Origin of the sequence: Microcoleus sp. N3A4, assembly GCF_036701805.1 — a bacterium.
Taxonomy (GTDB): domain Bacteria; phylum Cyanobacteriota; class Cyanobacteriia; order Cyanobacteriales; family Microcoleaceae; genus Microcoleus.
Genome location: NZ_JAUBRJ010000002.1, coordinates 61887 through 85482, shown reverse-complemented (window position 1 = coordinate 85482; position 23596 = coordinate 61887). Strand labels below are relative to the sequence as shown.

General features: G+C 43.2%; 4 protein-coding genes. All 4 read right to left on the bottom strand.

What is annotated here, in order from left to right; genetic code table 11:
* Positions 1 to 31 precede the first annotated feature (31 nt).
* Entirely contained in the window at positions 32 to 5932 is a 5901-nt protein-coding gene (locus QUA56_RS01685; RefSeq protein WP_333352323.1) for an AAA family ATPase, read from the bottom strand.
* 77 nt (positions 5933 to 6009) lie between these two features.
* The gene (locus tag QUA56_RS01680; RefSeq protein WP_333352320.1) at positions 6010 to 11886 is read right to left on the bottom strand and encodes an AAA family ATPase; all 5877 of its coding nucleotides are present in this window, start codon (positions 11884 to 11886) and stop codon (positions 6010 to 6012) included.
* Between the two features lie 66 nt (positions 11887 to 11952).
* Complete coding sequence (locus tag QUA56_RS01675; protein WP_333352317.1) at positions 11953 to 17436, bottom strand: AAA family ATPase; 5484 nt, start codon at positions 17434 to 17436, stop codon at positions 11953 to 11955.
* Positions 17437 to 17507: 71 nt separating this feature from the next.
* Positions 17508 to 22940: an AAA family ATPase gene (locus tag QUA56_RS01670; RefSeq protein WP_333352314.1), complete on the bottom strand. Its 5433-nt coding sequence runs from the start codon at positions 22938 to 22940 to the stop codon at positions 17508 to 17510.
* Between the last annotated feature and the right edge of the window lie 656 nt (positions 22941 to 23596).

Here is a 23596-nt window from a genome sequence, read left to right as displayed (position 1 = left end):
GTCTGAAGAAGAGAGAAAAGTGAACTTTTTTTTAGGCGTGAGTGGGTAAGATGATGATAAATTCTGTTCCAGTTCCCATTATAGAGTTGACGTTCAGGGAACCGCTATGTTTTTCGACGACGATTTGACGCGCGATCGCCAATCCTAACCCCGTGCCTTTCCCAACCTCTTTTGTCGTAAATAAATGGTCAAATATTTTTTGTTTAACTTCTTCCTTCATCCCCTTTCCATTATCAGCAATCGTAATCTTCACCTGATTATCTATCGAGGAAGTTTGAATGGTAATGCGGTTGAGAACCTCCTGAATTTCGGCAAAACAGCGACCTGTATTTGATTCATCCAAAGCATCGATCGCATTCGCCAGAATATTCATAAATACCTGATTTAATTGACCGGGGAAGCAATTAATACTCGGAATATTCTCATAGTTGGTGACAACTTCAATGGCCGGACGTTGCTCATTAGCTTTCAGGCGATGTTTGAGAATTAATATTGTACTCTCAATACCTTCATGGATATTAAAAGGTACTTTGTAATCGCGATCGGCACGGGAGAAAGTGCGGAGACTGGTACTGATATTTTTGAGCCTGTCACACGCCTTAGACATAGAATCTATTATCTTAGGTAAGTCTTCTAAGGTATATTCCAAATCAATTTCTTCGGCATGATCGATAATTTGCTCGCTAGGGTTCTGGAAAGTGTCTTGATAGAGTTGCAAGTGTTCGATCAGCTCGGCAATAGTAGGTTTAGTTTCTTGGAGACTGGCAGCAATAAAACCCAAAGGATTATTCATTTCATGCGCCACACCAGCCACTAAATTACCTAAAGCCGACATTTTCTCACTTTGGACGATTTGTAATTGGGCGTTTTGCAAGTTGTGTAATGCTTGTTCTAATAAGAGTGATTTTTGCTCTAAGGCGAGTTCTGCTTGTTTGCGATCGCTAATATCTCGCATCACAACTACCGCGCCAACTTTGTTACCCCAAGGATCGAAGATTGCTTGTCCGCTAGCTAACAAAATTCTCCGAAAACCTTGCTTCGGTGCAATTACCATTTCGGCATTTTCAACGATTTCTCCTTGCAAGGCGCGAAACAAAGGAATTTCCGTTTTTGGTAAGGGTGTTTGACCATCAGGTTGATAGAGTGAGAAATATTCTGCCCATTTTTCTGACGGTAATGATTCCACTGGTAAACCGTGAAATTCACGAGTTGCATTGTTAAATAAGGTCAAACTACCACTAGCATCACAGACAACAATGCCATCGGTAATATTATGAATGATCGCATTCAAAAACTCTCGCTCTTTAGCTAGAGATGCTTCGGTTTGTTGTAATTGTTCGAGCGATGCTTGTAATGACTTGGATTTTTCCTGTTCTAGCTCGTAAAGTCGGGCATTTTCTAGAGAAATAGCGGCTTGAGCGCAGAGTAGGTTGAGTAGTTCGATGCGATCGTGGGTAAATGCTCCCGTTGCTAAGTTGTTTTCTAGATATAAAATGCCTATTAACTTACCTTGATGCAAAAGCGGGCTACACAAAATACTCTTGGGTTGCTGATTAATGATATATGGATCGTGAGCTAAAGTCAGATCGGCATCCACATCAATTAGCACAGTAGTCTGCTTGTGATGCTTGACTTTGTAAATTAGTTTCAGGGGAATTTCTTGACTGTCTTCAACGGGAATGTGCTGCAACACGACTGGCTCCATCCCCACGCTAATTGACCCTTTGATTAGCAGGCGCGAGTCTTGCAAGAGTATTAACACGCACTTATCGGCTCCTGCATTTTCAATCACAATAGAAAGCAACGATGAAAGCAGTTTTTCGAGTTCGATTTCGCTTGAGATAGTTTGGGAAGCTTTGATAAGAGTTTTTAAATCTAGGGTATCTGAGACACTGCTACTGCTAGAAGTGGCAGAAATTGTGGAGGTGACACTTCCCAAGGCGAAGATGGTTTCATTAGTGGAGAGGGGAGAACGGGTTTGCTGTAATATGGGGGCAAGCAGTTGTGGGTAGCGTTTTTCTAAGTCAGCAACTTTGGCTTTAGCACCCCAGCGAGCATAGCCGTAGTAGGCTTGGGTGATGTATTCTTGGGCAATGCGCTCTTTGCCCCAGTCGAGGTAGAACTTTGCCGCCAGTTCGTTAGCAAGTGCTTCTTCTTGGATATAACCGTTTTCTTTGGCTCCTGAAATGGCACGATCGTACAAGTCGATCGCTAAGGCTTTTTCACCTAACACTCGATGCTTTTGGGCCTCCACCAAACACCACTTGTGCAAGTGGTTCATCGGTGCATGGTGTGCCCGCTTCTGCAACGAAGCCTGATTCTCTGCTACCCGTTGCAGGCGCTCCGCTAATTCAGACTCCCCACTAAAATCACCACTTAAAGCAGCCAGAGAGTCATAGAAGTAAAAGATTGGCACCGTAACAATACCTGCCCCTGCTCCTAAATACTGTCTGCCCACAGTCGCAATGTCTGACAGAGAATGCGCCGTGTCATCAAACAGATAGCCAAGAATCAATTTATGGAGATAGAAGAAATGAAGCCCCTGCAGATCGTTCGCTGCCAACAACTGGGGTAGGAACTGCGCCTCGTCGCACAGATCGCCCACCAAAAGCTGGGAATTGTGAGCATTGCCCAACAGTTTTAAAACCGCCTGTCTGAGTATTTGAAAGCAGTTAAACGTCTGAACCTGCTTGAGATTCTTCGGCATCTGACTGTAGACGTGGATATCTCGCTCCAGGGTTAAGAGTTCCTGACTGCTGAAGTAGGCAATTTTGCAGCTATGAAATGCGCCATAACCCGCAAATTCCAAATCTCCGGTATCTAATCCAATTTGGTAGCTTTCCCGTAGAACTGGCACTGACATTTGCAAATGAGTAGTTCCATGCAGAACAAATGCCCCCAATATGACGCGGATTCTACATTCAACCTCCTTGGCATTGAGTTTTTCGATTACCGCTAACGCTAGCTTGCCAGCCCGCTCTGCCGCTTCCATGTCTTCTAAAATGCCATTCAAGAGCAGGCCATAGCTGACATAAAAGAAAGCAGAGAACGGTGCGTTGCCATGTTGAATCGAGGCATTTACCTGCGAAAAAATCAGTAATGGATATAACAAAGGATTTGTATTATAAATGCCTGGTGCAGCGCTGGCGGCAATTCTCATCGCTGCCAGGGGTTCAGATGCCGTCATGGGGGGCAGGTTTAATAACTCCTCGATCGGTCTACCTGCCAACAGGTTCACCGTATACTGAAATCCCTGCTGGATATCTTCCTGAGTAGGACAATCGGGTAATTGAATACCCAATTGACTTAGCACTTGTTTCGCCAAGGCGAGCGCATCCAAGAATTGATGCTGGAATATATGGTTTTGAATCTCTATTTCGTAGATTTTCACCCGATCGAGTAGTGTTTTTGCTTGCTGCAACACTATCTCGGCCCAATGTTCCATTTGCTCGAGTTCTCTGGCAAGAAAAGCATTTTCAGCCGCCAATTCGTGCAACATTAGAGCCAATTCATACTGACTTTGCCAGCAATCAGGGGTTAACAGGGTGATTCCCGTAGTTGCGTAGGTCATCGCAGACTCATAGGCGGTTGCAGACCTGGCTCTTTTGGCGGCGAGTCCGTTTAATTGGGCAATTTTCTCTCGTTCTGCGGGCCGGGCGACCAATTTCAATCCCCTGTTCAGGTGATTGACGATATCAAATAGTTTGTTGTTCTGTTCTATGTCCGATGTGCGATCGAGCAGCAGTTGACCTATATTCAGATGGATTGAGGCTTTCTGGCGATCGGGAATCAGGGAATAGGCGGCTTGTTGGACGCGATCGTGTAAAAAGCTATATTTAGCTATTTCTTTAGAGCTATTCTCACTTTCCACTGCCGATTCTTGCCGCTCTTCCCCATGATAAAATTTATAAAAACTACTAATTGGTAAAATCAATCCTTCTTGCAATGCTCTCCACAAATTAGAGGCAGTTTCTACCTCTGAGTGTTCCGAAACAATTGCCAAAGTTACTAAATCAAACTGATTGCCAATACAAGCTGCTAACTGCAATACCTGTTGAGTTGAGGGAGGCAGTTTTTCTAATTGCAATGCCATAAAAGCCACAATATCATCCGTAACCGCTTGCTGCTTCACTTGTGCAATGTCACATTGCCAATAACCCTCAGTACAGTTAAACTGAATCAGTTGCTCTTGATGTAATACCTTGAGAAACTGTGTAGCAAAAAAGGGATTTCCTTGGGTTTTATGAAATACCAATTGAGAAATAGGCAAGGCTAAATTTTCTCTGCATTTCAGGGTATCAGCAACTAATTGATTCACTGTGACTTGACTCAGTGGTGCTAAAGTAATCGTATTAATTGTGAACAGTGTTTTTTGAATCTCACTCAAGGTCAACATCAAAGGATGTGCTGGATTGACTTCGTTATCACGGTACGCACCAATTAATAAAAGATGACTTTTCTCAGCCATTAATAATTGCATTAACTTCAGCGATGCCAAATCTGCCCATTGCAAATCATCTAAGAAAATCACTAATGGATGTTCAGCACTGGTAAAGACTTGGGTAAATTTTTGAAACACTAAATTAAAGCGATTTTGGGCTGCCGTTCCTGATAATTCTGGTGCGGATGGTTGTTCACCAATAATTGTTTCTAGTTCGGGGATAACTTCAATAATTACTTGACCATTTTCTCCCACTGCTGATAATATTTGGTTTTTCCATTGGTGGATTTGTGGATCGCTTTCGGTTAACAATTGTCCCATTAAATCTCGGAACGCTTGCACAAAAGCACTGAAGGGAATATTCCGTTGAAATTGGTCAAATTTTCCTTTGATAAAATAACCGCGTTGCCTGACAATGGGTTTATGAACTTCGTTGACAACGGCTGTTTTTCCAATCCCCGAAAAACCAGCGACTAGCATCATTTCTGTGGCTCCAAGACTGACTCGCTCAAAGGCTTGGAGTAGAGTTTCTACCTCGGCTTCTCGTCCGTAGAGTCGATCGGGGATGAGGAAGCGATCGCATACATCCCGTTGGGCAATTTCAAAAGTTTCAATCCTACCAGTTGTTTGTAGCTGCTCTAAACATTTTTCTAAATCAAATTTAATTCCCAATGCACTTTGATAGCGACTTTCAGCATTTTTCGCCATCAATTTTGTGACGATTTCTGATAATACAGATGGAATTTCGGAATTAATTTCATGTACTAAAGGAGAGGGCTTCGCAATATGACAATGTACTAACTCCATTGGCTCTTTTGACTTAAACGGTAACTCTCCTGTGAGTAATCCGTAAAAAGTTACACCCAAAGAATAGAAGTCAGTGCGGTAATCAATTCCCCGATTCATTCTTCCTGTTTGTTCTGGAGAAATATAAGCAAGTGTTCCTTCTAACACATTGGGATTCATCAAAGTTTGCGTTTCTCGCGGTAGCAATGAGGCGATGCTAAAGTCGATTAATTTTACTTGTTTGGTTTTGGGATTAATCAGAATATTCGCGGGTTTGATGTCTTTATGAATGATGCGCTCGCGATACAGTATATCTAAGGTATTGCAGAGGGAGCTCGCCATTTCTAAAAATTCCCTCAAGGAGAATGCGTTTTTCCCCGAACCCGCCCATTCCTGAAGAGAAATCCCCCCAAAGTCTTCCATCACTAACGCATAGCCATTTTGATATGCTTCCAGGCTATAAGTTTGTACGATTCCAGGTTGACAAAGGTTTTTAGCAATGGTATACTGATTGCGAAACTGCACCAGTTCGCTAAACGTGGGATAGTCATTTTTCAGGAGTTTGATGATGACAGGTAATAGGTCTTTGTTACGGATGGCTCGATAAACTAAGGTGCGACTTCCTGAATAAACTGTTTCGAGAATTTGATAGTCGAGAATTTGAATGGTTGTGGGGGTATTAATATTTTCGTTGGAGTTATTCATGGCTGTTGTTGTTTGAGAATTGATGAGTGACTAATTGGTTAGATGAGTCTGAAGAAGAGAGAAAAGTGAACTTTTTTTTAGGCGTGAATGGGTAAGATGATGATAAATTCTGTTCCAGTTCCCATTATAGAGTTGACGTTCAGGGAACCGCTATGTTTTTCGACGACGATTTGACGCGCGATCGCCAATCCTAACCCCGTGCCTTTCCCAACCTCTTTTGTCGTAAATAAATTATCAAAAACTTGAGCCCGCACCGCTTCACTCATGCCAATACCATTGTCTTTAATCCGAATTATTACCTGTTTTGGGTCGGTAGATAACTCTGTTTTGACGATAATTTGATTGGGATTGGCTTTAATCTCTGCATAACTCCGTCCAATATTTGATTCATTCAAAGCATCGACCGCATTTCCCAAAATATTCATAAATACCTGATTTAATTGTCCGGCATAGCACTCGATTTTTGGGAGAGCGCCATAGTCCTTAATAACTTGGATTTCCGGGCGAGTGTCGTTGGCTTTGAGGCGATGCTTGAGGATCATAATTGTACTATCAATGCCCTCGTGAATATTACAGGCCACGGGGCGATCGCTATCAGCACGCGAGAAAGTCCGCAGACTAATACTAATGTCTTGAATTCGCTTCACGCCTTCTTGCATCGATTCAATTAACTTGGGTAAGTCTTCCCGGATGTAGTCAAGTTCAATGGTTTCGATTTCCTCTTGAATTGCTGGATCGAGTTGAGGATATTTTTGTTGCACTAGATCGATCAATCCAAACAAATCGTTAATGTAATCTAAGGCTGGGGTAATATTGCCAGTCAGGAAGCCAACAGGGTTGTTGATTTCGTGAGCTACACCAGCTACTAAGTTACCCAATGCTGACATCTTTTCGCTTTGAATCATTTGCAATTGGGTTTGCTGCAAGTTTTGTAAGGCTTGCTCTAATTCTTGAGATTTTTGGATGATGGCGGCTTCGGCACGTTTGCGATCGCTAATATCTAACACCAATCCATCCCACACCAGAGTTCCATCAGCAAGTTTTTGGATGCGAGTTTCGATGTGAATCCACTTGACAATTCCCGATGGTGTCAGAATTCGCCCTGACCAGTCCAGAGGAGTTAGGGTTTGTATCGAGTCGGTAAGGGACTGCTGGTAACTTGCAGTATCCTCTGGATGGATCGATTCTGTAAGAAACTGGATATTAGCGATCGCTTGTACTGGCGTGATTTCAAACAAGTCGTAACACTCGGCACTGACGTAGGTTAGATATCTGACCTCATCGGCAGTCGATCGGGCTTGATAAACAACCCCCGGCACATTGTCTACTAATTTCTCAAAGCGAGAGTTACTCACACTCAAGTTTTCGAGAGATTGTTCTAGTTGTTGAGCATACTCTAGCGATCGCTCGTAAAGTCGGGCATTTTCCAGAGAAATGGCCGCCTGAGAGCAAAGGAGATTGAGCAGTTCGACGCGATCCCTAGTAAAAGCTCCAATAGCTAAGTTATTTTCTAGATATAAAATACCGAGCAATTTGCCTTGACGCAAAATCGGACTGCACAAGATACTCTTAGGTTGCTGTTGCTGAATGTAGGAGTCATTAATTAATTGCGGATATACTGTGGCATCAAAAATAACCGCAGGTTTTAAGCTGCGTTTGACAGTATTAATTAAGCCAATTGGTACATTCTGTGATGCTTCAACAGGCTGGGGATTGCTTAGCATTGAATAAAAATCAACTTGGGTATTTCCATTGCGATCTAAGCCTAGATCCGCTAACGCTAGAATCAGTAAATTATTTGACTCCACCAGCATTAACACGCACTTATCGGCTCCAGCATTTTCGATCGCGATATGCAGCAGCGATGAAAGCAGTTTTTCCAGTTCGATTTCGCCAGAAAGAGTTTGAGAAGCTTTCAGAATGGCAGCTAAATCTAAAGCCACAGAGATACTGCTACTGCTGGAAGTGGAGGAACTGGTGGATGTGACGCTTGCTAATGTAAAGATAGTTTCATTAGTGGAGAGGGGAGAACGGGTTTGTTGGAGGATAGGAGCAAGCAGTTGGGGATAGCGTTTTTCTAAGTCAATAATTTTGGCTTTGGCTCCCCAACGGGCGTAGCAATAGTAGGCTTCCTGCATATAAGCTGCGGCAACTTTTTCTTTGTTCCAGTCGAGGTATAATTTTGCTGCTAGCTCATTGCCGAGTGCTTCTATTTGGATATAGCCGTTGGTTTTGGCTCCAGCAATTGCGCGATCGTAATACTCAGCGGCTTGCCAAGTTTGCCTTAGCCTTCTGGCTTTCTCTGCTTCTACTAGGTCATATTGATGTAGAAAATTTTCAGGAGCATGATTAACCCAAATCTTCATTGTCTGCTGGTTAGCATCTACTATTTTCAAGAACTCAATCTGTTGACTTTCCTCCAAGTCAGGATATTGAGCCAGCAAAGAGAGTGAATAGTAGAAGTTATGTTCGCTGACAGTTATTAAGCCCGGTGCATTAGCAGCATAAGGTACTGCTATTGTCATGTAACGAACCGCTTCTTGATATTTACCGATCGAGTACGAAAACAAACCTGTAACGAGATAAAAAAGAAAGAGAGTCGTAAAATTTTTATTCGCAATCAGGTCAGATTCTAATCGCTCAGACTCTTGAACGTATTCAGGCAATTCAAACTGACTAAAGTTATTTTCCTGAAAGTTCAAAATAGTCTGACGACCTATACTGAGAATGGTAGTAGCATATTGATGCTTCAGTTGCGTCAGAATTTGCAAATAATCGTCAAATTTCTTCTCTAATTCTGGTAAGGGCAGACCCAGAAAAAACAGACTCACGCAATAATGAATAATTGAATACCCAGCATACTCTATGTCTCCAGTCTCCAAGCCACTATAAAATCCCTGCACGCCAATGGCTAAATCTACATTTTCGCGGGCAGATTTTTGCCAGTGTCGAATGCAGTTTCCAAAGATGTTGCAAACCTTCGCATTGTATGCTTTAGCACCCAGTTTTTCTAATATATCTAACGACATTTGACCCAATTGATAGCCCCGATCGATATCCTCCATCGTTGCACAAAGGATCATGCCATAAAGACAATAACCATAGGGTGAATACTTTGAATTACCATATTGAATGGAGAGATAAATCAAGGTGTTAATAATTTCCATCAGTAATTCAGGTCGTTGCGCGTAAGCTGGAGCAGTTAAGGCAATTAAGACCTCCATTGCTGCTTCCTTCTGTGGATCGGCCATCAGAGGAAGATTGCTTAGTTTCTCAACTTCAAGTTGCTGCTTTTGAGGTGGATTTGGTTCTAAACTTACGTTAAGTTCTTGCAGACATGACAGCCCAACTTCGATCGCTCGCTCGAACTGAGATTGCACGTTATACAACTGTAATTGTATTCGATACACAGGCACGCGGTCTAAGATTGAGACTGATTTTTTGAGGGTAAAAGCAATCAACTCTTCTGCTTGCTTGTAGTTGCCATTGAGATATTCAACTTCTGAACTACTTGTATATAGATGATGAGTCAGTGCGTAGTTAGTCTCCCAACTATCATTCGATAAAAGCACCTTGCCTGTATTTAAACAGTTGAGTGCTGCTTCATAAGCAGTGGCAACCTTGGCTTTTTCACCTGCCTTTAAGTTGAGTCGGGCAATGAATTCCCGTTCTGATTCTTCTTGCAGTAAATTCACCCCGTAATTAATCTGATTTAGAATAGCAAAAATCTTATCTTCGAGATTTTCAGAGGCGGTCTTTTCTAATAAGAGACGACCAATTTTTAAGTGAGTCATCTGCTTTTGCTGTTCGGGAATCAAGCAGTATGCTGCTTGCTGAATCCGATCGTGCAAAAACTTATAAGAACAGTGTTGAGTGTTGGGTGTTGAATGTTGGGTGTCGAATTCCGAGTTTTGATAAAACTTGTAAATTTCGCTCTGGGGTAAAATTATTCCTTCTTGCAAGGCTTTCCACAACACTGTCGCTGTTTCTATTTCCGATTGTTCGGAAACAATTGCCAGTGTTGCTAAATCAAACTGGTTGCCAATGCAAGCGGCTAGCTTTAAAATGTTTTGGGTTGCTGGAGATAACTTTTGTAGCTGTACTGCCATGAATTCCACCACATCATCGGTTAGTGCCAGCGATCGCACTTGCGCTACATCACACTGCCAGGAGCCTGTCTGCCAGTCAAACGCAATCAGCCCATCCTCATACAACGCCTTGAGAAACTGCGTCGTAAAAAACGGATTGCCCTTGGCTTTTTGATAGACTAACTCTGTTAACAGCATTGCCCGTTCGATCGCACAACTCAAAGTGTCTGCAATCATAAGATTCACATCAGATTGGCTTAACGCAGTCAGCGCGATCGTGTTGACAGTTGCCTTTGTTTTTTGGATTTCTTCCAACGCCAGCATCAGCGGATGCGCTGGAAAAACTTCATTATCGCGGTAAGCACCAATAATGAACAGATAGCCCCCCTCTGCTTGACTCATCAACAGCTTCATCAAACTCAAAGATGCTGAATCTGCCCACTGTAAATCGTCCAAAAACATCACCAATGGATGCTCTAACGTGGCAAACACCTCAATGAACTTCACAAACAGTAGATTGAAGCGATTCTGTGCCGCACTAGCAGCAAGTTCGATCGCAGATGGTTGTTTGCCAATAATTTCTTCTAGTTCGGGAATTACCTCGACCAAGACTTGCCCGTTTTCACCCAAAGCAGACAGAATTTTGGCTTTCCACTGCTCTAACTGAGCATCGCTTTCACTCAGCAGTTGCCCCATCAGATCGCGGAATGTTTGTACTAATCCAGAAAACGGAATATTGCGTTGAAACTGATCGTACTTGCCTTTGATGAAGTAGCCTTTCGATCGCACGATAGGCTTATGCACTTCATTGACAATTGCCGTTTTGCCAATCCCCGAAAAGCCTGTCACTAGCATTAGCTCAGATGAGCCGTTGACGACTCGTCCAAATGCTTGGAGTAAGGTTTCTATTTCCGCTGCTCTTCCATAAAGTTTATCGGGTATTAAAAAGCGATCGCTTAAGTCTCTCTGTCCAATTTGAAAATCTTCAATCTTTGCTGTTTCATTCAATTGCAACAGACATTGTTCTAAGTCATGTTTGAGTCCCAAGGTACTCTGATAGCGGTCTTCGGCATTTTTGGCGATTAATTTCATCACAATATCGCAGAGAACTTGAGGAATATCTTTTCCTTTCCCCCTTTTCCTTAAATTTGGCGGTTGTTTAGCAATATGGCAATGCACCAACTCCATTGGATCGTCAGACTGAAACGGAAGTTTTCCAGTGAGTAATTCAAACCAGGTGATACCTAATGAGTAATAGTCACTGCGATAGTCTATACCTCGATTCATCCGTCCGGTTTGCTCTGGGGAGAGGTATGCTAGGGTTCCTTCTAAGGCATTAATGCTCTGGATTTGTTGGGTTTCTCTCGGTAGTAGAGTCGAGATGGAAAAGTCAATTAATTTAACTTGCTTTGTATCGGGGTGAATGAGGATATTGGCCGGCTTAATATCCTTGTGAATGACGCGCTGTTGATGTATGGAATGGAGGATGTCTGTCAATGACAAAGCAATGGAGAGAAACCGATCTAATGTCAGTGCTTTTTTCTGAATAAATTGTTGTAAGGAAATGCCTCCAAAGTCTTCCATTACCAGGGCATAGCCGTTGTGATAAGGTTCCAAGCTGTAGGGTTTGACAATGCCGGGAATGTCTAAATTTTTGGCAATGCTATACTGATTGCGAAACTGCACCAGTTCGCTAAAAGTGGGATATTGCCGTTTCATCAGCTTGATGATTACAGGTAATTGGTCATCGGTACGGACTGCCCGATAAACTATTGTTCGACTCCCCGCATAAACTGTTTTGGTGATTTGATAGTTGGGAATTTGAATGCTTGTGGGAGACTTGCTGTTTTTGTGGGAGTTATTCATGGCCGTTTTTGTTTTAAAATTGATGAGTGAGTAGTTGGTTAAATGAGTCTGAGTCCTAGGTAAAAATTAACTTTTTTGTTTTGCTTGAATTGGTAAGGTGATAATAAATTTTGTTCCTCTGCCTGGTGTCGATTTGACCTTAATTGAACCGCCATGTTTTTCAGCGATCGCTTGATAGCTAATTGACAACCCCAACCCGGTTCCTTTACCCACGGGTTTAGTTGTAAAAAAAGGATCGAATATGCGCGATCGGATTTTCTCTGGAATACCGACTCCGTTATCGGCGATGATAATCTGCACTTGTTTTTGTTCTGTCTTGACCGTGCTAATCCAAATCCGATTCTGGTTGGTAGTAATCTTTTGGCAACTGCGGTCTCGATTGGTTTCTTCTAAGGCATCAATTGCATTCTGTATCAAATTCATAAACACTTGGTTAATTTCTCTGGCGTAGCATTCTACCAACGGCAGATCGCCATAGTTTTTCACAATTTCAATCGCCGGATGTTCTGTCTGTCCTTTGAGTCGATGCTGCAAAATCATTAAGGTGTTATCAATACCTTCATGGAGATTCACTGCTTTGTATTCTGATTCATCCAAGCGCGAAAAGCTGCGTAAAGATAGAACAATTTGCCGAATCCGCTCAGAACCGAGTTGCATCGATTTAAGTATTTTATGTAAATCCTCTGTCAAGAAATTCAATTCCGCAGTTTCTAGCTCTGCTTGCAGGGATGCCGGTGGATTAGGATAGTGGGATTGATAGGAGCTTAATAAACGCAATAGGTGTTGTGTATGTTGATGAATGTGATTTACGTTTCCATGAATAAAGTTAATCGGGTTGTTAATTTCATGGGCAATCCCTGCTACCAGTTGTCCCAAAGCCGACATTTTTTCACTTTGCACCATCTGGGTCTGGGTACGGTGTAATTCTTTTAAAGTCGTTTGCAGTTGGTCATTTTTTTGGTTTAATGCTTGGGTGCGTTCTTGCACCTTGTCTTCTAGTTCGGTGTACAACCTAGCATTCTCTAAGGAAATTGCTGCTTGTGACATTAATAAATTCAAAACTTCGAGCCGCCCGCGCGTAAATGCTGCCGCGGTCAGGTTATTTTCCAAATATAAAATGCCAATCAACTTGCCTTGGTTAAGAATTGGCGCACACAGAATACTCTTGGGTGAGTGGTGCAGAATATAGGGATCGGCAGCTAGGGTTGGCTCGATCGCTGCATTCTCGATCGCAGCCAAGGAGAGAGTATTTTTGACCCGATTGATCAGGCTAACAGGTACTGTTTGACCGTCGTCAAAAGGCAGCGAACGCAAAACAATGGCAGGCTGTTCGAGTTGGGATAATGCCTCAATTACCCAGAGATCGCCTTTTGGCATCAGCAAGGCACATTTATCGGCTCCCGCATTTTTGAGCACTACCTGAAGTAGGGTTGAGAGTAATTTCTCCAACTCAATTTCACTCGACAGAGATTGAGAGGCTTGGATAATAGTAGCTAGATCGAGGGCTTCTGAGAGGCTTGTTTTACTGAAGGTGGAACTTTGGACCGTTTGAGAAATCATCCTTTCGGTCGGATTGGCAGACTCTGGCTGTCTTGACAATATGGGTGCGAGTAGTTGGGGATAGCGGGTTTCTAAATCAACAACTTTAGCTTTGGCTCCCCAGCGGGTGTAACAGTAATAGGCATCAGTCATGTAGGATTGAGCGATTTTTTCTTTGCCCCAATCGAGATAGAATTTGGCGACAACTTCGTTGGCTAAGGCTTCTTCGTTGAGGAATTGGTTTTCTTTGGCAAGTTGAATGGCGCGATCGTAATGTTCGATCGCCTCTGCTTTATTGCCCAAAATCCGATATTTTTCTGCCTCAACTAAATGCCATTTATGCAAGTAATTCATCGGGGCATTTTGTGCCCACTGATGCAGAATCATTTGATGAGTTTCTGCATCAGCAAGCATGGAGGCTGGCTCTGGTTGATTTGTAGGAACAACTGCCAGGTGCGTCAGGGCAGCATAGAAATGGAAAACGGGAATCAAAACCATTCCTGATACTGCCATCAAACAGGACTTGGCTTGGGTGATAAAGTCGAGGCCAGCCTGATAATTGCCATACCAGTAAGCAAGTTGCAGCTTAAAAATGTAGGCATAGGCGATCGCCGTGAGATTATTATCCTGCTGATGCTTCGGCAGCATCACCGTTTCATCGTAGGCAGTGCCCCTCAAGCAATCTGGTTGGCTCACCGTTTCTGTCAACTGTTGCATCGTTTGTCGCACGAATGACATAAGAAGATCAGCCGAATCTTGTTTCATTTGAACCATAGCAACACTGTAAGCAGCCAATTCGGATGACAGCGTTTCCAGGTCTGCACCTGCGAAAAAAGCAATATAGGCGTAAACTAAGAGGCTGTAGCTAGCGTAGAGAAAATCGCCAGTTTCCATGCCAGTCCTGTAGCCCTCTTTTAGTGTCGGTAGCATTCTTAACAGCGCTTGCTGGTGATGTTGGATGAAACACCCAAACATGGCTAGAGTCATGGACTTCATTCCCGGAGCATTCAACCTCTCTAGCAACGAGAGCGCTAATTTACCGAACCCGTAGCCTGTTTCAACTTCGCCGAAAAAGGCACACAGCACCAAGCCATGAATCGTGTATCCGACCATCGAGGCGGGAGCATTGCCAAACAGGAGCGACAACCGCACCATCGTCGCGGTCAAGAGGGGCACTAAACCGGGCATTCCCATGTACACTGGGGCAAATAACATTCCTAACAGTTGTATTGCGTCTTGGGCGGTGCGATCGCTCATCACGGGCAGGTCAATCAGTTTGGCAATCTCTCTACCGCTTTGTAGGTGCTTGAGGTCTTGTAAGGCTTTGCCAATCTTGGCTTCGTCTACTTCGGTAGGGAATTCTACCCCCAATTGCGCTAGAGCCTCTGTTCCCACGGCGATCGCCTCTAACATTCTGCCCTGAGCAGTTAGTGCCGGAATTTGAATCTCGTAGATTTTTACTTTGTCGAAAATGGTCTGTGCTTGCTGCAAAACTAATGCCGCTAGCTGTTCCATACCCGCAAAGTCAGCATTCAAATAGCTGGCTTCCGTTGCTGCCACATACAGATTTAGAGTCAATTCATACTGATGTTGCCAGCATTTTGTCTGTAACAGGTTAATCCCTGTTTGCAAATAAACCCTTGCTGCGCTGTAAGCTGTAGAATTTCTCGCCTTCAATCCAGCTTGCAAGTTCAGTTTAGCTAATGTTTCGCGTTCCTCTGGTTGAGTAATTAACTCAATTCCTAAATTCAAATGCTCGACAATATCAAACAGTTTTTCTTCTCGTTCTATTTCTGAAGAGTTTTCTTGAAGTAACTGTCCAATTTTGAGATGAGTTGCTTGTTTTCGCTCGTCAGGAATCAGGGAGTAAGCTGCTTGTTGCACCCGGTCGTGTAAAAATCGATAAATCGGATTAGCGGCTGCATCAAAAACTGAGGTTGTCTTAGACTCAATAAAGAACTTATAGATTTCTGTATTCGGAATAATCAAACCTTCTTGTAGTGCTTTCCACAGATCGGTCGCTGTTGCTTCTAGGGATTTTTCTGAAACGATCGCCAGTGTATGCAAATCAAACTGCGCCCCAATACAAGCTGCTAGTTTAAGAATATGCTGAGTCTCGGTTGGCAACTTCTGCAATTGCAGGGCTATAAACTCCACTACATCATCAGTAATTGCTAAAGCTTTGATTTGAGCGATATCGCACTGCCAAGAGCGTGTTTCTGAGTCAAAAGTAATCTGTCCCTCTTCATGCAGTGCTTTAAGAAATTGCGTGGCAAAAAATGGGTTGCCCTGGGTTTTTGGCAGCACCAATTTGGTGAGGGGTTGAGCTAGATATAATTGGCAATTTAGGGTATCTGACACTAACTGATTCATATCTACTAAGCTCAATGGTAACAGCGTAATTGTATTCACCGTTATACCAGTTTTGACGATATCGTCGATTGTCAATATCAACGGATGCACGGGCGAAACTTCATTATCCCGATACGCCCCCAATATTAATAAATTTTCTGTCCCTTCCATTAATAATTGCAGCAATTTTAACGATGCGGAATCTGCCCACTGTAAGTCATCCAAAAACATCACTAAGGGATGTTCTTGGCTGCTAAAAAGTTGCACAAATTTCTGCATTAGTAAATTAAAGCGATTTTGGGCCGCACTCCCCGATAGTTCTGTGGCTGGGGGTTGAGTGCCAATAATGCGTTCCAGTTCGGGAATCACCTCAATTAAGACTTGTCCGCTATCGCCAACGGCTTCCAGAATCTTGCTTTTCCAGGCTTGCAGTTGTGCATCTGATTCACCAAGCAATTGCTCCATTAAATCTCGGAAGGCTCGCACGAATGCAGCTAAGGGAATATTTCGCTGAAACTGGTTATATTTGCCTTTAATAAAATAGCCTCGTTGTTTGACAATGGGCTTGTGAACTTCATTAATGACGGCGGTTTTACCAATCCCTGAGAAACCCGCTACTAACATGAGTTTGGCTTTGCCTTGGCTGACCTGATTCTCTTGGGGGGATGCTACGCTAACGAAGGCATCCAGTAAACTTTGCACTTCGGTTTCTCTACCGTAGAGTTTTTCAGGGATCAGGAAGCGATCGCTAATATCTCTTTCTCCGAGGGCAAAAAATTCGATATTTCCGGTTGTTTGCAATTGACATAGACAAAATTCTAGATCGTGCTTGATTCCCAAGCTACTCTGATAGCGTTCTTCGGCATTCTTCGCCATTAACTTACTAATTATTTCAGATAAAACTAACGGGATATTAGGCTCGATTTGATAGGCTGGGATCGCATTTTGTGCTAAGTGACAGTGCACCAATTCCATCGGATCGTTTGATTGAAAGGGTAATTTTCCTGTCAGCAATTCATAAAAAGTGACGCCTAAAGAATAAAAATCACTCCGATAGTCAATTCCCCGATTCATTCGACCTGTTTGTTCTGGGGAAATATAAGCAAGTGTTCCTTCTAATACATTGAGATTCATCAAACTTGGCGTTTCTCGCGGTAGTAGAGAGGCGATACTAAAGTCAATTAATTTGACTTGTTTAGTTTCGGGATTTATCAAAAAATTACTGGGTTTAATATCTTTATGAATGATGCGCTCGCGATATAATATATCTAAGGTATTGCAGAGGGCGATCGCGACATCTAAAAACTCCCTCAAATATATTTTGTTTTCTCCTTTCAGTACCCATTCTTGAAGAGAAATCCCTCCAAAGTCTTCCATGACTAACGCATAGCCATTTCGATAGGGTTCTAGACTATAGGTTTGGATGATTCCAGGTTGACAAAGGTTTTTGGCAATGGTATATTGATTGCGGAACTGCACCAGTTCGCTAAAGCTAGGATAGTCACTTTTCAAGAGTTTGATGACAACAGGTAATCTATCGTTGATACGGATAGCTCGATATACCAAAGTGCGACTTCCTGAATAAACTGTTTCGAGTATTTGATAGTTGGGAATTTGAATGGTTGTGTGAGTGTTGCTATTATTGTTAGAGTTATTCATAGCTGTTGTTGTTTGAAAAATGATGGGTGAGTAATGGGTTAGATGAGTCTGAAGAAGAGGGAAAAATCAACTTATTCTGCCTTAAGAGGTAAGGTGATGATAAATTCTGTTCCTTCTCCTAGTAGAGAGTTGACGTTCAGGGAACCGCTATGTTTTTCGACGATAATTTGACGCGCGATCGCCAATCCCAAACCAGTCCCTTTTCCCACACCTTTGGTTGTAAATAAGTTGTCAAAAATATGCTCTTTTATCTCATCTGGTATCCCTAGCCCGTTGTCTTTGATGTCAATCGTCACCCAATCCTTAGACTTCATTTGTGTCCGAATCGCGATGCGATTTGCTTGGGCTTTTAGCTGCTGAAAACTCCGGTCTCTATTAGATTCTTCGAGGGCATCAATTGCATTCGCCAAGATATTCATAAATACTTGATTTAATTGTCCGGGGAAGCATTCAATTGAGGGCAAATTCCCATACTCTTTCACCACTTCGATAGCCGGACGCTTTTCGTTGCCTTTCAAACGGTGTTTGAGAATCAAAATCGTACTGTCAATTCCATCATGAATATTGAAAGGAACTTTATAATCTTTGTCCGCTCTGGAGAAGGTACGGAGACTCGTGCTGATACCTTGGATGCGATCGCACCCGACTTGCATTGAATGCAACATCTTGGGTAAATCTTCTACGAGATATTCAATGTCAAATTCTTCGGCTTTTTGCTCTATTTCATCTCCAGGGTTGGGAAATTTTTCTTGGTAGAGTTGCAGATATTCGGTAATATCTTTGACGGCAGCGATCGCTTCATTAATATTGCCAGAGATAAAACCGACTGGATTATTAATTTCATGGGCTACCCCCGCTACTAAATTGCCCAAGGCAGACATTTTTTCGCTCTGTACTAATTGCAGTTGAGATTGTTCAACCTGCTGGGCGTAATCCTGCGCTTGCTGATACAATCGCGCATTTTCTAAGGAAATGGCAGCCTGGGTGCAGAGAAAGTTGAGGACGAGGAGCCGATCGCAAGTAAACACTCCTTTCGTCGATCGATGTTCGAGATAAAGTATGCCAACTAAATTTCCCCGATCGAGAATCGGAGTACACAGCATACTCTGAGACTGATACTGGAGCGTACAGTCATTCATTAAACCGGGAATATCGGTTTTGCCGCCTTCAATAACCACAGTTTGCAGGGTATGTTTGACATAATACACCAGCTTGAGCGGAATCACCGCCGAGCCATCTAGAGGTTGGGTTTGCAGTAGGGTTGTGGGTGGCTGGTTATCTAGATTGATGTGAGTTATTGCCCGGATTTGCCATTCATCCTGATGGGGGAGCAGCAAAGCACAAGTTTCTGCTCCAGAAGTTTTCAAAATAATTTGATTGAGGGTATCGAGTAATTCATCAAGCTGAATTTTACTGGATAAAGCTTGAGCAGCTTGCACGATAGAGGCGAAATCAAGGGCATCGGAAATACTCGTGCTGCTGGTGCTGGAGGTTTGTGAAGAGTGGCTAATTGTTGTCAGCGTTTCTAGGGGATCAAAGCGAAGTTTTGGCTGATTCAGGATCGGCTGAAGTAATTGGGGATAGCGTTTTTCTAAGTCTTCAACTTTGGCTTTAGCTCCCCAACGAGCATAACAGTAATACGCTTCCTGCATATAGCTGGCGGCAACTTTTTGTTTGCCCCATTCCAAGTAGAATTTGGCGGCGAGTTCGTTGGCTAATGCTTCCTCTTGGATATAACCGTTTTCCTTGGCTCCTTGAATTGCTAGATCGTAAAATTCTAGAGCTTCTGTTTTGCAATTGAGTAGTTGATGCTTTTGGGCTTCAACTAAATGGTACTTGTGCAAGTAATTCATGGGAGCATAATGCGCCCATTCTTTTAACTTTGCTTGATTTTCTTGCATTCGCTGCCATCGAGGTTCCGACTCAGTTTTCGATTCAGGAGGAGTGGCCAGCACGGTTAGAGAATCATAGAGGTACAAGATCGGTTCAACGATACTTCCCATCCCGCCAGCCAAATACTGTCGGGTTTGATCCCCATCGTGTTCCGCTTTGGCAAAGTCTTCAAGCCAGTAATTCAAGGTGAATCGATAGAGGTAAAAGTAGGATAATCGGTAAAAATCGACTTTTGCCTCAGCAAGGATTGTTTCTTCATAGGAATCTTGGCGTAAGGGAATCTCGTTCTCTGACTGACCCAGCAGAATGAGAGCAGCTTGCCAGTAAGCCAAAACACAGTTTGCCGCTGTGAATTGATTGAGGTCGCACAACTGTTGGTAATAGGCGCGAATTTGGGGTTCGAGTTCACTTAGCGGTTGACCGCACCAGTAGGCATTCAAGCAGTACAACTGTGCGTCGTAGCCCAGAAATTCTAGATTCCCAGTTTCCAATCCTGCTTGATATCCATCGAGAAGAATTGGCAGCGTTTCTTGCAAATGGATAGTCCAAAGACCAACATATCCCCCCATTAACAGGGCTGTTGCCGATCGAATATTTTTGGCATCTGGTTCTGAGGCGAGTTGGTATCCTAATTGCCCAAATTGAGGCACCTTTGTCATGTCTCCCCACAGAATTCTCAGTTGGAAGGCGTAACCAGCGTAGCAATAAGCCGAAACAGGACTGTTTCCAAATTGAATTGACAACTTGACCTGTAGCGCAACTATTAGGAAATAGAGCATTGAGCCTGTCATGTAACAGACGGGTGTAAGACGAGCCGCATTTTGCATAATGGCTAACTGCTGGGCATCAGTCATGTTTGGCAGATGAATGAATGTCTCAATTGACCGATCGCCAATTAAGACATCGATTTCCTGCTTAACCGGCCGAATATCTTCTAACGTTGGGCTGTCTGGCAGGTTCACTCCCAACATTTGGAAGACAGATTGACCGATCGCGATCGCCTCTAAAAATTTATTGAGGGCTACCAATGCCTGAATTTTGACTTGATAAACTTGTACCCGTTCTAAAGGCGTTTTCGCGCGATCGATCACCGCTTCAATCCACTGGTGCATCTGCTCAAAATCGCCAGCCAAGAAAGCCACCTCGGCAGCTAAGTCGTGCAGGGATAGGGTCATTTCGTAATGCCGTTCCCAAGCGTCTGTTCCCAGCAGTTGCAGCCCCACTGTGGCATATTCGCGGGCTGCTTGATAGGCAGTTGCCGATCGGGCTTTGCGGCAAGCCGTGAGGTTGAGTTGGGCGAGTTCGTCCCGTTCGGTTTGTTCGGCGATTAAAGCCGTTCCATAGTTTAATTGATTGACCAATTCAAAAATCCGTTCTTCTCTAGCTTCGGGGGAAATTTGTTGCAGCAGCAGTTGCCCGATATGGTAGTGGGTTATTTGTTTTTGCTTGTCGGGAATTAGAGAATAGGCAGCTTGCTGGACGCGATCGTGCAAGAAGCGATAGGCAACCGTTTCAGAAGTAGATTGAGAAACATTTTCTACCCCAATATAAAATTTATAAACTTCACTCTGAGGTAAAACAAAACCTTCCTGTAAAGTTTTCCACAGTGCGGTTGCTGCTTCAGTCTCCGAAATTTGCGAAACAATTGCTAATGTTGTCAGATCGAATTGATTGCCAATGCAAGCGGCTAATTTTAAAACTGACTGAGTTTCAACGGGCAATTTCTGTAACTGCTGTGCCATGAATTCAACTACATCATCCGTCTGTGCGGCTTCTGTAACTTTGCTAATATCGCACTGCCAATATCCAGCTTTGACATCAAAAGTTATCAATTCATCTTGATGCAATGCCTTGAGAAACTGCGTCGCAAAAAATGGGTTTCCTTTTGTCTTCCGCGCCACTAATTCCGTCAGCGGTTCCGCCAATTTAGGCAAACAAGTTAGCGTATCTGCCACCAATTGATTCAAACTGGTTCGATCGAGCGGTGCAAGTGTGATGGTATTGACAGTTGCCCCTGCTTTAGTGACTTCATCTAGGGTTAATATCAGGGGATGAGCGGGGGAAACTTCATTGTCTCGATAGGCTCCAATTAGTAGCAAATGACTGGACTGCGATTCCCCTACGAGCAACTGCATCAACTTTAACGATGCCGAATCTACCCACTGCAAATCATCCATAAAAATCACTAATGGATGCTCTTTTGTGGTAAAGACAGAGATAAAATTTTGGAACAGTAAATTGAATAGATTTTGAGCGGCAATCCCCGACAATTCTGGGGCTGGGGGTTGTTGTCCGATAATCCATTCCAGTTCGGGAATTACTTCAATAATGACTTGTCCGCTGTCACCGAGGGCTGCTAAAATTTTGGTTTTCCATGCTTGGAGTTGGAGATCGCTTTCACTGAGCAATTGTGTCATTAAATCGCGGAATGCTTGCACAAATGCCGAAAAGGGAATATTGCGATTGAACTGGTCAAATTTACCTTTAATGAAATAGCCGTGCTGTCGGACAATTGGTTTGTGAACTTCATTGACCACAACGGTTTTTCCTATGCCGGAAAATCCTGCAACGAGCATCATTTCTACCCCCTTTAGTCCCCCCTTATCAAGGGGGGATTGAGGGGGGTTAGCTACTCGTTCAAAGGCTTCTAAAAGTTGCTGTATTTCTCGTTCTCGACCGTAAAGTTTTTCGGGTATGAGAAAGCGATCGCTGATATCTCGCTCTCCCAGTTTAAAATTTTCTATCTTACTTGTTGTTTGCAGTTGAGTTAAACAAATCTCTAGGTCGTGCTTAATTCCTAATGCGCTCTGATAGCGTTTTTCGGCATTTTTCGCCATCAGTTTACTGACAATTGCTGACAAAATTAGAGGAATTTCGGAATTGATTTGATGGAGAGGGAGCGCTGGTTTTGCTAGATGAAAATGTACTAATTCCATTGCATCTGCTGAGACAAATGGTAAGATTCCTGTCAATAATTCATAGAAGGTTATGCCCAGGGAATAAAAGTCGCTGCGATAGTCTATGCCTCGATTCATTCTGCCAGTTTGTTCTGGGGAAATATAAGCCAGTGTGCCTTCTAATATATTGAGATTGATGAGTGTTTGCGTTTCTCGCGGTAGCAGAGATGCAATACTAAAGTCAATTAATTTGACTTGTTTGGTTTCGGGGTTAATCAGAATATTGGCGGGTTTGATGTCTTTGTGAATGACTCGGTTTTGGTAAAGATAGTTGAGAATGTCTGTTAGTTGCAGTGCCAGCTTGAGAAATTCTGCTAAAGGTAAAATTTTATATTTTTGGCTTTCATCTGTTGCGCTCTTGAGATAATTAGATAGGGATACTCCGCCAAAGTCCTCCATGACTAGGGCATAACTATTGTGGTAGACTTCTAGAGTCAGAGGTTTAACAATACTGGGGAAGTCGAGATTTTTGGCAATGGTATATTGATTGCGAAACCCGACAAGTTCGCTGAAATTGGGGTATTCGTTTCGCAGTAGTTTGATGACGACAGGAGTGCGATCGCTCTCCCGAACAGCCCGATAGACTAGAGTGCGAGAGCCTGCATACAGTTGTTCTGTGATACGATACCCAGGCAGGTCAGTAATTGCATCCATTTTTCAGTCCTTTAAAAATAGGGGTTATTATATTTATAGTTTACCTAGCAAACGAGGAAAATCCCCGCCCTGCCTCTAATGTGCCAGAACTTGTCAGTCCGCGTTATGTAAGAATCCTCGTCGATCGCTCGTTGGATACTGGAGCCATAAGTAGTCGGACATACATAAAAAGTTCTGTGTAAAGAAAGATTTAGGAAAGACTTTTGGGGCGATCGCGCCAGTGTCCCCTCTTCTAGTGTCCTCAACGGATTTGCCTCAGTCGCAGGGCTCGCGCCGCGCGACAATCAACAAGATTTATTACGTCGCGATCCCTCAAAAGAATTAGATATCGCTCACGCCTGCAACGAAAACTCCACTGTCATTCGATTTTAGATTTTTGATTTTAGATTTTGGATTGACTTGCGCGAGATAAATTCGGGGGCTTGAGGATTTTAGATTTTAGATTTTGGATTGATTCCACGGATCGATCGCGTGGCGGGTACCACCTTTGAAATTCGCTTGTCAAAAAGCCGAAGGCAGAATTGGAGAGCGGTAAAAAAATACTGGTGGGGGATTCAGAATTTTTATTTAATTCTACCTTCTAGCTGCAATTTTTCGATGAAGCAAGATGATTTACTCGCTGCGATGAGCGATGCATGGGGGATAATTTATGACGA